The sequence below is a fragment of the Flavobacterium psychrotrophum genome, assembly GCF_003403075.1.
In the GTDB taxonomy this organism is placed as follows: domain Bacteria; phylum Bacteroidota; class Bacteroidia; order Flavobacteriales; family Flavobacteriaceae; genus Flavobacterium; species Flavobacterium psychrotrophum.
This window is the reverse complement of the sequence record NZ_CP031557.1, coordinates 899123-917111: the sequence shown is the minus strand read 5'-3', so window position 1 is coordinate 917111 and position 17989 is coordinate 899123. Positions and strand designations below refer to the sequence as shown.

Here is a 17989-nt window from a genome sequence, read left to right as displayed (position 1 = left end):
AAACCAATCATTACATTATCGCTTCATCGCAAAGTGTGCCTTAAAGGTCCTTGCATGGCCATTCTCGTTGAACTCAACCGTAAACCAGTAGTCGTCTGACGGTAACGGGTTGCCGTTGTAGGTACCGTCCCACCCCTGGCCTTTGTCGGTCCTGCTGTCAGGGCTTAGCTGTTTGATCAGCTTGCCGTAGCGGTCAAAGATAAAGATCCTTGCACCCGTGCCCTGAAGCCCGATGATGTTCCAGTAGTCGTTGATGCCATCGCCGTTTGGCGTGAAGTATTTAGGGTAGTCTACTACGCTTACACCCGGTATCCTCAGCATATCACATGGATTGATCTCAAGGGTGTTCGCATCGCGAACATATACCGTAAAGAAGCCCAGTGGTACATTAGTAAATACATTGGAGTTCTGCCATGGGCCCAGTGGTGTGGCATTGCCGTCTGCATCTTCAGGGGCAAGGCTGTACTGGTAGTCGCCATAGCCCTGTACAAGCACCGTTACCGTCTGGTTGTCCCCAAAGGCATTGCTTACCACATAACCTGTATTAATGATTTCCGCCGGCCCTGAAAGGAATACTTCAAACGGTGCCACTGCATCTGAGATGCAGCTGTCTGCATTCCATACTTCTACCGTGTAAAGGCCTTCCTGGGTTGCTGTGTACCTTTCTGAGGTGCCGTTCGTGGCTACTGCCGTGCCGTTAAGGTACCACTGGTAGGTGTTGCCTGCCGTGGTGTCGCCTGCATGCAGGTACACCGGTTTGTTTACGTTGCCACTGCTGTATTCCACACACAATGTATCATCGTTGTCTTCACTGGTAATGCTTGGTGTTGGCAGCAAGCTTACCCTGATGTTAAAGCTTGTTACTGCATAGCATGGTGAGAACGTGCTGGTGTTGGTTACCCTTACCCAGATCGTCTGCCCAAGGTATACCGTATTGGTAAACGCTGCAGGCGTTGCTATATACTCCGCTGCCGTGATGTCGCCTGCCTCAGCGGCGGCCTGGCTGGTGTAGTAGCCAAGTGTGTACTGTGCAGGGTTCTGGCTGCCCAGTACTTCTGCACCCGCAGGGGTAAGGTCAAATTCCGTAAAGCCGTCGTTTGTACCGTCATAGTCACATTCCACCATTGGGCTGTTGGCCGGTGAGGTTACCGGGTTGGCTACTGCCGCCTGCTCCGCGTAAAGATCTAAGGTTGTCAGTATCTCACAACGGGTCGTGTTGTCTGTTACATGTACCAGGATCTGCTGGTGCCCTGCCGTTACGTTGGTATAGTTATGTGGCAGTGCTGTACCTGCCGTATAGGCAGCCATGTCTTTATAGAACCTGATTGCATAATCGGTAGGGTTTACACCTGCAGTGGTTAGCAGGTCGGTTATATGACCGATTAGGTTGAATGTCTCAAAGCCGGTCGTCGGGTCGTTACAGATCGCATACAATGGTACTACTCCTGTGCTGTCGTATACCGGTGGCAGTGGGTTTACGATAAGCGGTAAGGCTACAACTTCTGCACAGCCCGGTGCGCCCGGCTGGGTATCGGTACGCGTTACACGTACATATACCGTATCGTTCCATGGGGTTACGCTCGTATACGCTGTTGGGGTAACGATGTATTCTGCAGCGGTAATGTCGCCTGCTTCGGCCGCCGCTTCTGTGGTATAGTAGGCCACCTGGCTCTGGGTATCCCCGCCCAGTATGTTGCGCCTGGCCAGGTCAAGGTTAAACACCTCGATACCGTCGCCAAGGTTGGCATCGTTCGTATCACAAAGCTCCAGTGGTGTTGGCGCTATGTTTGGCGTTGGCCTTGGCACTACCCTTAGCGTTAAGCTGCTGTAGCTCTCACAACCCTGTGGCGTGGTAACACGTACAAACACCGTTTGCGGGTTGGTGGCATTGGTATAGGCGCTTGCAGGGCTGATCAGGCTGGTGTAGGCGCTGTCTTCAAAGTATTCTACGATGTTACTTTCCCCGATGCCGGTTGGCGTCAGGATATAGTCGTTCATTGCCGTAAGGTCAAAGGCGGTCCTGCCGTCGTTTGGAAGGGCCTCATCACAAAGCATCAGTACGGTTGGGGTGGCAAGCTCTTGTGGCGCATTGACATGCAGCTCAAAGCTGCTTACCTGGTAGCAGTCCGTACCCGGTACACTTACCCTTACCCATACCTGCTCGCCGTCGGTGCCGCGGTAGCTCTGTGGTGTGGTGATGCGTGGTGCTCCGGCCTGTGCATTCACCTCACTGGTAAAATACTCGATCGTGTAGCTGCCCGGGGCAACTCCGGTCTGGGTGTATACCTCAGCATCTTTCTGGGTCAGGTCAAATACCCTCCTGTGGTCGGTATTGTCGCTGTCTTCATCATCACAGTCCGTCAGGTCGGTTAGCGTTACTGCTATCGGTGCACGGGTAATGATGATCGTGATCGGGTACACTATAGAACGGCATCCTGTTACCGTATTGGTAGCAACTACATAAAGTACCTGGCTGCCCGGTGTTACGTTCTCATAGTCGGACGTGTTCAGTATAGGGTTGTTGCCCCTTTCTGCATCATCCTGTGTGCGGTAGAAGGCTACTGTTAAGCCTACACCATTGTTGACCATGTTCGCTACAAGCGCGTCCAGGTCAATATTACCATAGCCTGAGCCGTTGGTATCGCATATGGTCAGTTCATCCAGCGTTGGGCTTACCAGTACCGGAAGTGGCTCTACACGGATGTCCAGTAGTACGATACGGTAGCAGCCCGTTACATTATCGGTTACCCTTACAAAAATTGGCTGCACCGCAGGGGAGCTTCTATTTTCATACGTCTCAGGGTTAGGGATTGCTCCTGTACCTGCTTCTGCATCCGCAAGGTTCGTGTGGAACGTGGTGGTTAAACCGTTTACGCCTCCTGTGATCTCGTCTGTCTTAGCGGTAAGGTCAAATTCCTCGACCTCATCGCCGGAGTTATGCTCATCACAAAGTACCAGCGGCGTTGGGTTTGTTACTACAGGTAGCGGGTTCACCACCAGGTTTAGCGGTACAATGTCGTAACAGCCCGTAGCGTTGTTCGTTACACGGATGTATACTGTAGCTGTGGCTGACGTATGTGTACCCGGGGTAGCGATAGCCGGGGTGCCAAGCTGTGCGCTGCTAAGGCCGGTATGGTACGTTACTGTAAACTGGGCAGGGTTCATCGTGTTCAGCACGATAGCCTGGTAGCTGGTAAGGTCAAAGATCGCCTGCCCGTCGGTATCACTGGCGCCGTTGTCGCAAAGCGCATAGTCCTCAAGTGGGTCTGTCGCTTCCGGTACGGGGTGCACCACAAGGCGTAGCGGTACTACGTCAAAACATGAGGTAGTGGCTGAGTTTACACGGATGTAAAGCGTCTGGATGCCTCCCGTGGTCTGTGCCTCGATGTTTGTATAGTCATTCAGGTGCGTGGTGATCGGGTTGGTCCCGTTCTGGTAGTTTGCATCCGCTGACGTCTCATGGATCGTAAGGGTTACCGTACCTCCCATTGCCGCCTGGATCTCATCCAGTGCATCCTGAAGGTTGAACGTAGTTACATTATCGTTGTTGAAGTCACATTCTTCAAGGTCGGTTGGGTTTGGTGCGATAGGCGCCGGTTGTACTTCCAGTTGGGCCGGTGCAACAACGCTACAGCCCGTAGCCGTATTGGTTACCAAGGCATAGATCGTTTTGTTTACCGAAAGGTACGGGTTGACCGTAATGAAGTTCGCATTGCCAGGTACCGCATCGGCCTGGTTTTCATAGTACAGTGCCGTATAACCGGCCTGGCCGCCCATCATTACCGGGTCTAACCTGTCAAAATAGAACAAGCCTTCACCCGGGGTTTCTTCACACGCGTAGAAAATTGGGCTGCTTAAATCCGCTAATGGTAGCGGGTTAACGATCAGGTTGAATGAACCTATACTATAACAACCTAAAGTACTCTCAACCCTTGCCCAGATGGTTTGTGGTGAAGCCGTATTTTGATAGGTTAGCGGCGCAATGATACTGCCTATACCTGTTTCGGCGGCAGCCTGACTTGTAAAATATGAAACATTAAGCGATGCAACACCTCCTGTAACTTCATTATCTTTTGATGTAAGATTAAATGTAGTTACATTTCCGGTAGTTGAAGGATCATCGCAAAGTATGTAATCTGTAATTAAAGGAATTGCCGGCTTAGGATAAACCACAAGATCAAGCGGGAATATAGTAACACAACCAGCCGCACCATTCCTGGCTACCTTTACATAAATAGTTTGTGTATCTATAGTAGTATTTACAAATGAACCAGGGCTTGCAATAGTAACACCAGCCGCTATATCTAAATGATAGGTTATTGTATAATTTGCAGGTACATCCAGGTTTAAACCCGGCTCAATACTATGTAGATTAAAAACAGTAAAGCCATCATAATCGTCATCGCATATACCTAAAGCATTAGGTAGTCGTACCACGGGAGCAGGATTTACCCTTAGCTCTAACTGCACTACTGTAGCACATGCTGTACGTATATCTTCAACACGGGCATATACTACCTGAAGGTCTGTGCCTGTATATGCTGTAGCAAGAAGATTATTGTTCCCTCCTATAGTAGCATCGCCAGAATTAAGATAATACTTTACCGTATAAGAACCCGTACCGTTGGTTATTTCTGCATCTTTATCTGATAAATTAAATATTCCTGTAGTGTTGCCACATACCTGAAGCGCAGATGGCACAATGGCAACAGGACGTTCTATAAAAAACTGCACGTTGCCCACAGTGGCGCAACTGCCTGTTGTATTAGACTGTATTCGAAGATATACCGTAGTCCCGTTTATGGCACGGTAACCATCTGCCAGCGGACTAATTCCATCTCGTGCATCATCTGCGGAAGCGTGATAGGTAATGACATAATTAGCTAAATTAGTATCCTGCCCCGTATTTGCTAAAAGCGTTATGTTTTGAAAAGTATTATCTTTAAGGTTAGCCGCAATATTACTTAACAACGCAACCGTTGCTGTATCATTACTACCTGCATCGGGGCATAAAACATATACAAAAGGGTTGCCCGCGGTATTAAGCTCAGGGCCATTGTTTACAGTAAGTACTATAGGTTCTATAGCAAAACAAGAAGGAGCTGTAGCACTGTAAATCCTGGCAAACACTGTTGTACTTACAGATGTAAATGTTTCGGGTGCGGTTATGGCATTATCCTCGATATCTGCTTCTGCCTGCGTCCTGTAATAATCAATTTCATAATTAACCACAGCTGTAGTAGCATCTGTAAGATCGAACACCGCTTCGCTATTGTTATTTGGCGAACAAAGAGATAATGGCGTTATGGTTTGCGGTTCAATTTGGGTAGTTAAAGCAATAGCCTCTGTGTAGGTATTGTTATCTTCATTAATTTCACGAACCGTACCGGTATGGGTACCGTCATCGTCAATTGCAAATGTCAGATCGAAATTTGCAGGAACCTGCGGAGGCAATGTTACCATTACACTATTAACCTCTGAACTTCCGATGGGAATATCGGCATGAGTGTAAATCGTACTCAGCAATATATTATCGGCATAAACCGAAATGGGCGTATTTGCCGGAAGCGGGGCTGTACTATTATAGTTTTTAGCCATATACACCAGTTGCATATCGCGGCTTCCACAGGTTTCATTACCGGTGTAAAAAAACATCTCTATACTTCCGTCCGGTAATTCGCTGTTTACCACGGTAACAATGTTATTTACTATTACCGCATCCTGCCCTGTAGTAAGGGTAACATCAAGATCGGTATCGCCTACGCTTATCCTGTTCTGGATATCGTAATAATCAATGTCCATGTTCCACAGGTTGCTTGCCCCTGTGAAGCTATTGGTTCCGTTAAACGGATTATTGAGCGGATTTAAAGGTGGATTGCCAATTGCAACACCATTAATTTTTAATGATTCATCTACAGATCCTGTTGCATCGCCCTCCCATGCCAAAAATCCAATTTTTGCACCAACATTGCTAATCACATTAAGGTTATCAAGGTAGATTTGCAGCGTACCATTTTGGCGGTCTACCGTTTTAAAACCATCATAAACACTTACCTGATTATATGGCAGGCTGTCGTTAGCGTAAACAATTATGATTGACCATCCGGCAAAGTTGATGCCCTGATAGCAATAATCACGGTCGTTAGCCAGGGTAGCCATAATGTTAAGCCCAGAAAGAGTATATGTACCGCTACCGGTTACAAGGCTGGTAACATCTGCAAAGGCGCCAAAGTTCATCTTCGGGTTATTTACAGCGGGTGTTATGTTTGAATAAAATGTGCGCTGTGCGGTAACGGGTGTGCTGTTAAGGTTTACATTAAAATCGCCCAGGCCAGAACCTGCCCAGTACAAGTATGCAGCGGCAATATGTTGTGTTGGCGCCAATGCCAGTGTAGCAGATGATTCGGTTAAAACACCGCATTCATCACTTACCAGTATGCCTGCATTTTCCTGAAGGTTCATGGTATTACCAATAGCCATATAATCATAACGGCCATTAAACTGGCTGTAAAGCCTGAACGGAACGCCATCCTGCACATTTACAGTATAAGTAACCGAAACTGTACAGGCCTGGTATATGGCAGATAGTGTAAAAGTAGTAGTACCCTCCTGCAAAAAGGTATAATTTATACTGCGCCCATTTAAGATAGCCCCGTTACTAAAAGTCCAACGGAATGATACCAAAGCCGGATCGATGCCCGAAGTACCCGTAGTAGCATCTGCCGAAAGTGAAAGGCCTAATCCAAGGTCTACAGTGTAAACCCCGTTCTCTAAAACAGACGGTGTAAACTGGGTTAAACCGGGGGTAATCTGGGTACACGGATCTTGCGCCTTTGCCAAAAATGGCAGGCATAGCATCAACATTAAAAACAATAAAAACTTCTTTTTCATCAGCAAATTTTTCAACATCAATCTTTATTTATTAAAACGGGCACAAAGGTGCGAATAATCTCTATTTAGCCAATTTTGTTTTTTTCCGGTTGTTATTTCCGATAAAAAACAGAGTTGTGCCAAACTGTTATTTACACTTTATACGGCCTGTGTTAGGTACCTGATACAACAGGTTTCTTGTAAATTCAATAAAACCAAAATGGAGCTGTATGCTCCTTACACTTAAATAAAGCAAGGGGAAAGGCAGCGGAAAATGTCCGCCGCCTTAATTCCTTGCAACCTAAAATCAATTAAACTTAATCTTCTAATTCCTGTTTATATATATCCAGCCCGTCTTGCTTTCTTTGCCTGTAAACTCTATAGCATAGAAATATGTTCCGGTTGGAAGTTCCTCGCCTGAATCGGTGTTACCCGTCCATTCGTTGGTATAATTGCGTTTCTCATACACTTTAGTACCGTATCGGTTAAAGATGGTTATCTTACCTACATTCATTCCCCTTAAATCCAGGTAATCATTTTTACCATCGCCATTAGGAGAAATACCCTTTTGCACTTCACACAATACATTGTCTATCACAAAATCCTGTGTTACACTACACCTGCCTGAAATTACTGTTACTGTAATTGTGGCCGGGAATGTAAGGTTTGGATTGTCATTGTAATATTCTGTTGCATTAAATGTAGCACTGTCGATACCTATTTCGTTACCATTAGCATCTTCCCACAGGTAGCTTACCTGTGCTGCATCGAATGAATTGTTTGCAGGAACAGCTTCAAGCCATTTTACATTGTTTACACAACTGTCTGCAATGTTTACTGCAAGGCTGCTGCTTAATGTAAGTGTAAATGAACTGTTGCCACTCTGCTCACAATCATTTTGAGATGTATAGGTGTAGGTAATTACATAAGTACCCGCTTCTGTATTATCAAGGTTGATAACACCTGTTGCAGGATTAATAGTCAATGCTGTACTGTTTACCGTAAATGTACCACCTGTAGTAAAGCCGGTTGCAACATCCGGAGTTACCGTAGCAGTATCATTACAGTAATCTGCCTGGTAGGTAAAGCCTGTTACAGGAACAATACGGTTATTGATAACAATATTTGCTGTGTAGCTGTTACCTGCAATACAATTTGCAACATCAGCAGTTGTGGTATAAGTAATCTGGTGTGTACCTGCCGTAGCAGTACTAAGGTCTATCTCACCCGTCTGAGCATTTACAGTTACGGTTGCTGACGCATAAGTTCCGCCGGTAGCAAAACCTGTCGAAAGTACCGGAAGCGCATTAGATGCCTGTACACAAACATCGGTATATGTAAATGTAATTGCAGGAACCGTTGCAGCAGTAATTACGATATTAGCCGTATAACTAGCAGCAGCAGTACATGTGGCAGCATCTGCAGTAACAGCATACGTTACCTGGTGAGTACCCGCCGTAGCATTGCTAAGGTCTATCGCTCCGGTTTGTGCATTTACCGTTAGCGTTGCAGAAGCATAAGTACCTCCTGTTGTAAAGCCTACTGGTACTTGCGGAAGCGCATTAGCAGCCAGTTCGCAAACATCAGCATAGCTGAATGTTATAGCAGGAGCTATAGTAGCTGTTACCTCAATATTTGCAGTAAAACTTTCAGCAGCCGTGCAGTTAGTAGCATCGGCAGCTACTGTATATACTACCTGGTGTGTACCTGTAGTAGCACCGGTAAGATCAACTTCTCCTGTTTGGGCATCAACTGTTAGTGTTGCCGAGGTATACGTACCACCTGTTACAAAGCCCGTTGGTAATACAGGAAGCGCATTGGCAGCCAGGGCACAAACATCAACATAGCTGAATGTTATAGCAGGGGCAGTAGTGCCTGTAACTACAATACTTGCCGTAAAGGTATCAGCAGCCGTACAGTTAGCAGCATTTGCAACCACTGCATATACTACCTGGTGCGTACCAGTAGTAGCACTGCTAAGGTCAATTTCTCCTGTCTGGGCATCAACTGTAAGTGTTGCCGAAGTATAAGTACCGCCCGTTACAAAGCCCGCAGGCAATACCGGAAGCGCATTAGTAGCGAGTTCGCAAACATCGGTATAGCTAAATGTTATGGCTGGTGCTGTAGTGGCATTAATTACTATTGTAGCATTGTAAGTACCGCCAGTTACACAGTTTGCAGTAGCTAAAGTATAAGTAACCTGATACGTTCCCGGTTGTGTAGCAGTCAGGTCTATTATACCCGTAGTAGCATCAACAGTAATGTTAGCATCTGTAGCACTGTAGGTACCTCCTTCTGCAAAGCCGGCAAGTTTTACCGGTGCAGGGTTTTGTGTAGCTATAGTACACGTTGCAGGATATGAGAATTCAAGCACCGCAACACTGTTAGGAGTTACAAGTGTTTTAAACGTATAAGTAGTATAACATCCTGTTACAGTATTCTCTACCCTTACATAAACAGTATGGTCATTAATAGCATTGTAGTTTGCTGTATCTGCTATGGCATCGGCATCATTACCTGCATCGGCAAGTAGCTGTGTTTCATAATAGCTAACAGCATAATCAGCAGCCGTAGCCACATCTGCAAGAACAGCCGTTGTGTTTAGGCCAAGGTTAAATGAAGCATTTACCGTTGATGAACATAAAGTAAGATCTGCAGGAGCATGTACTATCGTTTTGATGTTATTAAAGAATTCTACTTCAACTTCATCTGATGTAGTACAGCCCGAAGTAATAACCGTAGCAGTTACCGCATAAGTGCCGGCTTCTGTAACGGTATATGATGGAGCCGTTGCACCCGTAATTACATCACCATTTTTAGTCCATACAAATGTAAAATATGAAGCGCTAAGGCCTGTATTCAGTACTTTTTCAGCACCAAAACACACCGCGCTGTTAGCACTTACAAGCAGGTCTGCACCAAGATTGATGCGGCCTACATTAAAACTGTCTCCGTCAAGGAAGATAGCCGAATCGTAGTTACCGTCATTCTTTTCTGCAATTACCATTTTAATGTGGTAGTGCTCGCCAGGGTTTACTGCCGAACGTACTGTAAGCGGCTTAGTATTACCCATAAAGTTTGCAGAAGCTGCATACCTTGAAACACCTTTGTAACCATCATACAGTTTATCAAACGATTCTTCATTATCTGAGGCACAGGTTGCATCAGGGTAATTATATTTAGAATCTCTTATTGTTGTTACAGAAACCGGAGTATCAGTCCCTGGTATCACAGCAAGGTTTCGGGTAGCACCTGCCTCATCGGTAAGGAAGAAGGCAAAAGCATCGCCCCAGTTACACTGAAACAGCCCGTAGTCTTCTGACGCGAAAAGGAAATCGAAAGACATTTCTGTTCCATAAGCCATAAAATCAAACTCTATTGATGTGGCATTGTAGAAGTTTGTAAGTCCTTGCGAAGTGCCTGTTGCCGTAATGTAATTAAACAAGTCCTGGTCGCCCAGCCACAATGTGCCATAAGGCGACGTGGTTTGCATATAGGTAGCCGACTGTATGGTAGTTTTTGGCCCTGTTGCATTTGTTGCCTTACCTGTTGAAAGGATAATACCTCTTTCAAAAGGGAAATCTGCACCGTTTTTATTAAAGTAAGCAATACCATTATGCGGCGCACCATAGTTTGTACCTGTAAAATAGTTGATGTTTGATGCTTCTGCACAATTCTCATCTATAAGTACATTGGTAATCAACTGTTCTGGTGTATAAGTAGTTTCATCAATGGCAATAGCCGCAGACGGTGTAGCGATACAAATATCAAAACGGGTATCGTTTGCTGTAGCGTAGTTAGAGAATATCCTTAATTTATAGGTTGTACCTACTGTAAGGCTATTTAATAATACGTCATTATTGTTTGCTCCTGTACCTGTAATAAAATAGGTAGTGTTATAGGCTACAGTATTACCCTGTACACACAGTAGTTGTTGCAGTGCATCGCAACCACCAGCATAAAGCGCTTTACTAAGGTTAAGGTTTGTAGAAGAACCTGCCCTGTTATTTATGTATAAAATGTGTGATGTAGCTGTAGCTGTAAACTCAAACCAAACATCATCATTAGCGTAGGCAGCAATACCACAGGTATTTGCCTGCGGCGAAGCCGTAGCACCGTTTAGTGTAGCATGATAAGGTGTATCGCAGTAACCTGTAGGACTTACAGGCAGCACATATGCTGTACTACACTCATCATTTGTAATGCGGGTACTGAATATTTTTTCAAGTGTCCAGGTACTTTTGCTTGTATCGCTACAAACTGCCCTTACATAAAATGAATATCTTGTTCCCGGTATAAGATCTGCCAGCGTGTAAGGATGAGCTGTAACTACAGTACCTGCTGTATTAGCATCTGGTGCAGCCCCTCCGGTTGGTACGGCAAATACTTCCCATGAGGTAGCACTGCCAGATTCTGTCCAGTCAATCGTAATGCTGTTAGGTGTATTAGCGGTCATAACCACACTTAGCGGTTTAGAACACGCTACAGGTGTACAGGTTGCAGTACCAGAATAAACCGGTACCGTAATAGGCAAAATTATTGGGTCTACCCCTTTTACATACCTGTAAACGGTTTCATCATAAGAATCCTGTACAAGTACTTCGGCAGTATAGGTGCCCCAGTTTGTATAATCCCAGTTTACGGTAAATGGCACACCCGGACACATGGCAACAGTACCTGTGTTAACAAGGCCGCTAAGGGCACTAACCGTACCTACAAGAATACCGTTCTGGTAAAAGTTAAGACGGCCAAAAGTACCGTTACCTGTTGTAGCGGTAACCGTTACTTTATAATTACACCTGTTAGCCTCAGGGCAAACCAGGGTATTAAATACAAACGGCCCTACCCACTCGCTCTGGTTTGTAGCAGAACAGTAAGCCCTTACATAATACTCATACAATGAAGCCGGGTTAAGGCCGGTAGGAGCATATGAAGGTGTGTTAACCAATACCCCGTTACCCGTAGGTATGCCTGAGTTTTGCGGCTGTACAGCTACCTGCCACTGCGTTTCGTTAAAGCCGGCAGTCCATGAAAGGTTTGCAGTTGTATTATCGTAGTTAGATGCCGTAAGTGCAGTAGGTGCCGCACACTGCGGAATATCCTCTATAACAAACTCGTCTACAAATAGTGTCCATGAGTTTGTAGTTACATTTGGCACATGCAGTGCAATGTTTACTACACCATTATAGTTGTTAAGATATAATATCTTTTGCTGATACTCTGTATTTGTAATGGATTGCTGCGGCATTAATACATTAGTAAAGTTTGCCGGTGCAGCTCCTGAAGTAGACAACAGCACCTCCATATCTGTAGGATATGATGCCGATACTACCCTGTAGCGGAATTTTACCCTTTGGTTTCCGTTTAGCTGTATTGCCGGGCTTATAAGCCAGTCGTTATTACTGGTAGAGTTCCAGTATTTGGTAATAGATGCTGCCTGGTCGCCTTCATACATAAAGTATGTAGTGTTAAGATTCCAGGTAAGGTTATCTGCATTTGCATCAACAACGGTCCAACAAGCTTCGCTTGGCGAGTTAGAGTTGAACGTTTCTGTAAATGGCGGTATAATAACACCACAGGCCGTAATAAGCCTTGTTGTAGCCCTTGCCCAGAAACTTTTATTTGAAGGAGAACATACCGACCTTACATACACATCATATCCAGATGTAGGGGCAAGATCTGTAGCTGTATAAGTAGGCTGAGTTACCTGCGCACCCGTTGTATTGTTTGCCGGAAACGCAGAACCCATAGGTACTACAAGTACTTCCCACGCCGCTGCCGTGCCGGTTTCTGTCCAGTTGATTGTAGCCGTTGTTGTGCCAACACCTGCATAGGTAATAGCCGAAGGTACCGGGCAGGTAACTTCATTAACTAATACATTGTCTATAGATGCAGGTGGCTGCGTGCCTGTAATTGAGTTGTTTCTCCACTCAAAAACCAGTCGCATTGTCTGGCCCCTGAAAACTGTGGCATCAAGCATATAGCTATAATTCTGGTAATTGGCAGAATTAAAAAAACTATCGCCTATTCTTATCCTGCTGTTTGCACCGCTTACCAGCGGGTTAATACCTGTACCGGCTACCGGGGTAAAGCTTGTGGGCACTGCCCAAACATAAAAATAGTCGTTAAGCTCTCCTAAACCTTTCCAGTCGAAAGAGATACCTACATTAGTAGCCGTTGCCGGAATCTGGATATCGCGATACGCGTGTACTATTGCCGTTTGTGTAGCGGTATAGTTATTAGTAACACCATTATCATCTGTAACATATAATGAGCGCTGGCCACCATTGTTTGTAGCATTGCCTACGGCCCATTTGTTTATCTGTGTGCCGTTAGTAAGCGTCCACCCTACCGTATTCGATTCAAAATTATCAGAAAACGGCATTGTTGTGCTGCTTTGTAATGTGGTAAAGTTATAGGGGCCTATCCAGGTACTTTGGTTAGTACCACAGTTTGCTCTTACATAATATGTATATGGTGTAGATGGTGTAAGGCCGGAAACACGCACAGGAGATGCTGCGCCATTATGTGTTACAACATTTGTATTTGCCTGTCCGGTGCCCGGTATAAGGTTAATATCCCAGCTGCCACCTGTTGTACCAACGATATTAATATCGGCAAAATCTGATCCCGGTGCCGTTGCCGAAGATGATGTTGGCGGTAAACACAACCCTGTAAGTCTTATATCATCCAGCGTAAACCGGTCTCCCTGCAGTACGTTTGCATACTGGGTATCGCGTTTTACAAAAGCAATATAAAGGTTTTGATTAGCGTAAGCAGCAAGACTAACCGTTTGAGAAGCACACGCCAGCTGGTTGCCGGGGTTCATTTCATTCTCTGTCCATGCCCTTACCATTGTAAACGTGCTTACATCTGTTGCAGATGTTTGTGAAACCCAAAGCTGATAAATACTACCATTTTGCGCAGGATATGTTTGAACACCCTTAAAAGAAAGTTGTGCATTTGCAGGAATTGCAAGCTGCGGGGTTACCAGCCATGTCTGAGATGTATTGCCGGCACCAATTAATGCGTTTGATACAAATGCCGCACCTGTACCCTGACAAGTGGTTCCTGTAGCATTTTCCCAGGAAGGAACTGTACCGGGTGTTCCGTTTAGTAATGTAAATCTTTGCCAGCTGGCCGGGATGCCCGACTCAAAATCTTCTGACCACTGCCCGTAAGATGACCAGGCAGAAAAGATAAACAGTACCAGTAGTAAGTAGGTAGTTTTTCTCATAGTTTAAGTTTATGTTAATTTTCGAGAGTTCATAGAACCCAAAAATAAACTTAATATGAATTACAACACTTTTCTACTCATAGACAAATACTGTACAGAATAAAAAAAAATATTCACAAAATACTAATAATCAATTATTTAAAAAACAATAAATTTTAAAGCTAATGAACAATGCTAAATATCATCGATACTTATGATAAAATCATCAAGATTTTGATCGGCTTCTAAATTTAACTTTTTTCTTATTCTATATCTTGAAGTATGCAGGCTTTGTAGCGAAATATTCAATAAACCGGCTACTGCATTAGGCGACATTCTTATTCTTATATAAGCACATATCCTTATATCGGTAGCAGAAAGCTGCGGGTAGTTTAAAGCTATTTTATCAAAAAAACGCGGATGTATTTTTACAAAAATTTCTTTAAATTGTTCCCAGTCTTTTTCCTGGTTCTGGTTTTGAAAAAGTATAGATTTTAAATCGGCCTCAATATTAGATTTTGATTTTTTACTGTTGTCAAGAGCATCTGAAATTTCAGACATCAGTTTATTCTTAGCTATAAGCTGAATGCTCATTGAGGTTATCTCCCTGTTTTTTGATTCGAGCTCTACCTCTTGTTTAGACGACTTAAGTTTTAGAATCTCGTTTTCTGCCTGCTCACGCTCCAGGTTGATATGCTCGCGCACTACCTTTTGATGCAACTTATCGTTTTCAAAATTGCTTATCTGTAAATTCTTTTTATTATTACGATACAGTAACCATATAAAGCCCAGGCCAAGTATTGATGCGATGGCAGTAAGTACTATTGAAACCGTTAGGTAATTGCCCCGCTCCTTTTCTACTTCATATTTACTCCTCAGTAAATTTTTCTCTAGTTCGGATTTTTCAAATTCATTTGCCCATTTAAGCTCTTCTATTTTTTGTTTTACTTCAGACCCGTAAATACTGTCTTTAAGTTTATAAAAACTTTGTGTAAGCTCTGCATATTCTTTTAAATTGCCTTCTTTCTTGGCAATTTCAGACAATTTTTGTGTTACATCCAGTTCGCCGCTGGCATAATTTATACTTCTTGAAAGTTCAAGATCCTGTTCAAGATATTTTCGGGCATTTACAAAATCCTTTTTCCCATCATAAATAAGCGCAATATTAAACAGGATACGTTCTTTTAGCCTTTCATTGTTTATCTGCTCTGCCAGCTTAAGGGCATTGTTTAGCATTTGAAAAGACGAATCAAAGTTTTTAAGATTAGAGTCTATATTACTTATGTTTATCATACAGCTAACTGTACTTACAGTATCTTTAAGGCTGCTGAAAGTAGAAAGTGCTTTATACTGATATGTTTTAGCTTTACTATAGTCGTTTTGAATATTATAAACATTACCCATATTGGCATAAAATATTCCCTTACCCCTTGTGTTTCCTGTCTTATTATAAATGTCAAACGTTTTATTAAAGTTTGCAATACAGTTTTGAAAATCGCCCATTTCGAAGTAAAGTATCCCCAGGCCATTGTAGCAAACCGCAAGATTTTTTAAATCTGCTTCAGCTTCAAAATAGTCTTTTGCTTTCAGGTAGTAATTTAATGCTTTTGTAAAATCGTTTTGTTGTACATAAAATTTACCTAAAACGGTATATAGCTTATGCTTATAATAATTTTCATGTAGCAGGGCAGAGTAATCCAGAGCACGCTTGCTATCTATTATTACTCTGTCGGTCAGGCCCGAATTAACATCAAGAAGTGTTCTGTAATAATATCCTTTAAGAAAAACAGAATCATTATTGGTTCGTTCCGCATCGTTTAGAACGGCATCGGTAATTCTCTTTGCCTCATTTACATCTATTGTAATTACTGAATCAAAGTCTATAGAATCTCTACCGTCATCTGTCATCCGTTTTTTATTATCCTTACTACAGGAAACAAAAAACAAAACAAAAAATATTAAAAATGTTAAATATAAAAAATTAATGCAACGACATTTCATAATCCAAATATAGTGGGGATTGCTGAATAAAAAAACAAAAAAATAGCAATGCCTTTTACTGAAATAACTGCAACATTTTAGATTATTCAAAGTCTTAAAAAAAACATAACAAACGGCGTTACATTTTTTAACAAAAACTTCTTTTATTTGCAAATTAGCATACCAACGTTTTATTTATCTGCTACAAATTATATAATTCATCTGTTATTTAACAAAACAATGCAAAAACTAAATCAGCTTATTATATTTCTTGTCTATATAGGTTTTAGCTTTACTACAAGTGCTCAAACCACAATACTAAACGAGACACTACTTACACAGGACAGCTTTAATACCTTTACCCCTGTTAGCGTTACCGGCGATCAGGGCTGGAATTTCAGCGCAATTTATGGAGCTGTATGCAGTGGCTATACGGCTGGCCAGAGCTACGAAAACGAAGACTGGTTTATCAGCCCTGTTTTAAACCTATCTCAAACTAACAATCCGCAACTTACCTTTAGCCATACACGCGGCAGTGCAGCGGTTATGAATGCCGGTGTTGCAGAGGGCTGGTACAGTGTTTTTGCTACTGCAAATTATACCGGTAATCCGGCAACAACTACGTGGATAGCACTTAGCGGATTAAACCAAAACATTAGTACTGCCTGGCAATATGTTTCTTCGGGATCACTTACAATACCTGATGCAGCTAAATCAGCCTCTTCGCGTATCGCTTTCCGCTACAAGAGCAGTGCAACCCAAAGTGCCACCTGGGAGATTAAAAATGTACAGGTTACAGGAGAACAAAGCAACAATCCCGGGCCTACGAGTACTTTTAAAATTACAAACTGGAATACCGAATGGCTGGGCTGTACACAATATGGCCCTGATGACGAAGCGCTTCAAATAAGTAATGTAGTGGCTGCCATGCGCTCTATGAACTCTGACTTGTATTGCATTCAGGAAGTAACAAATACAACAACTAACCCAACCATAGCAACACTTGTTTCTCAATTAGGCAGCGACGTGTGGGCAGGAAGCATAGTACCCACTAACACCGGAGAATGTACCCAGAGACAGGGTATTATTTACAAAAAAGATAAAGTACAACTGGTTAGTTCTTCTCAACTTAGCAGTGGCAGCGGTTCGTACAATTACAATTGGTCTGGCGGGCGTTTTCCTGCTTTGTATAATCTAAATCTTATTACAGCAAACGGTACTCCGGTTCCGGTATCTATAGTAAATATTCATGCAAAAGCAGAAGATGATAACGCATCGAGCTATACTCGCAGACAGGGTGCCTCTGAAGCACTTAAAATAATATTAGACGGCACAAATTATAATGCAAAGAATGTAATTGTTATTGGCGATTTTAACGATTACCTGACAGGAACTACAAGTGCCGCATGCCAATGTACCGATTCTCCTTATAAAAACTTTGTAGATGATGTAACTAATTACAACGGCATTACCAAAAACATAACAGATGTAGATACAAGATTTGGAACGCATCCTATCATAGAAAACATAATTATTTCTAACGAATTAACCGATAATTATGTAAGCAATAGCGCTGCACAGGAAGTTATAGTATCACGCACCATTAGCCGCTATTATACTACTACTTCTAACCACTTACCTGTAAGTGCTACATTTCAGTTTTCAGCTCTCAACATACCTGAGAACCATATAGCAAACCTGGTAATGTATCCAAATCCTGTAAAAGACATATTAAATATAAATTTTACTACGCTTACAGATACTAAAGCATCTGAAATATATGATGTAACAGGAAGGCAAATAGCAACGCCTGCCCTAAACAATAACACAATTAACGTTAGTGGTTTACCCGCCGGAATCTATATTTTAAAAATTGGGGAACAAACAGGAAGGTTTATAAAACAATAAATTATACCTGATAAC

The 17989-nt window shown here is 43.2% G+C and carries 4 protein-coding genes; 1 reads left to right on the top strand and 3 read right to left on the bottom strand.

Annotation, left to right across the window (positions count from 1 at the left end; all coding sequences use genetic code 11):
* Nucleotides 1-15 precede the first annotated feature (15 nt).
* The 3 genes from DYH63_RS03875 to DYH63_RS03865 all read right to left on the bottom strand — a co-directional run bounded on the left by DYH63_RS03875 (nt 16) and on the right by DYH63_RS03865 (nt 15994).
* Nucleotides 16-6891, bottom strand: coding sequence for an FIDD domain-containing protein (locus tag DYH63_RS03875; protein WP_162926914.1), 6876 nt, complete (start codon nt 6889-6891; stop codon nt 16-18).
* Between the two features lie 304 nt (nt 6892-7195).
* On the bottom strand, nt 7196-14107 hold the full coding sequence (locus DYH63_RS03870; RefSeq protein WP_116787554.1) for a choice-of-anchor J domain-containing protein: 6912 nt from the start codon (nt 14105-14107) through the stop codon (nt 7196-7198).
* A 174-nt stretch (nt 14108-14281) separates the two neighbouring features.
* Complete coding sequence (locus DYH63_RS03865) at nt 14282-15994, bottom strand: tetratricopeptide repeat protein (protein ID WP_162926913.1); 1713 nt, start codon at nt 15992-15994, stop codon at nt 14282-14284.
* A gap of 312 nt (nt 15995-16306) precedes the next feature.
* Here DYH63_RS03865 and DYH63_RS03860 point away from each other — a divergent pair, with 312 nt between their 5' ends.
* Nucleotides 16307-17974 carry a T9SS-dependent choice-of-anchor J family protein gene (locus tag DYH63_RS03860; protein ID WP_116787552.1) on the top strand — a complete coding sequence of 556 codons (1668 nt, stop codon included), beginning with the start codon at nt 16307-16309 and terminating at the stop codon, nt 17972-17974.
* Nucleotides 17975-17989 lie beyond the last annotated feature (15 nt).

Bases quoted from the DNA above. Each gene is read 5' to 3' on its own strand.
- DYH63_RS03875 (WP_162926914.1), bottom strand. From the start codon at position 6,891: ATGAAAAAGAAGTTTTTATTGTTTTTAATGTTGATGCTATGCCTGCCA.
- DYH63_RS03870 (WP_116787554.1), bottom strand. From the start codon at position 14,107: ATGAGAAAAACTACCTACTTACTACTGGTACTGTTTATCTTTTCTGCC.
- DYH63_RS03865 (WP_162926913.1), bottom strand. From the start codon at position 15,994: ATGACAGATGACGGTAGAGATTCTATAGACTTTGATTCAGTAATTACA.
- DYH63_RS03860 (WP_116787552.1), top strand. From the start codon at position 16,307: ATGCAAAAACTAAATCAGCTTATTATATTTCTTGTCTATATAGGTTTT.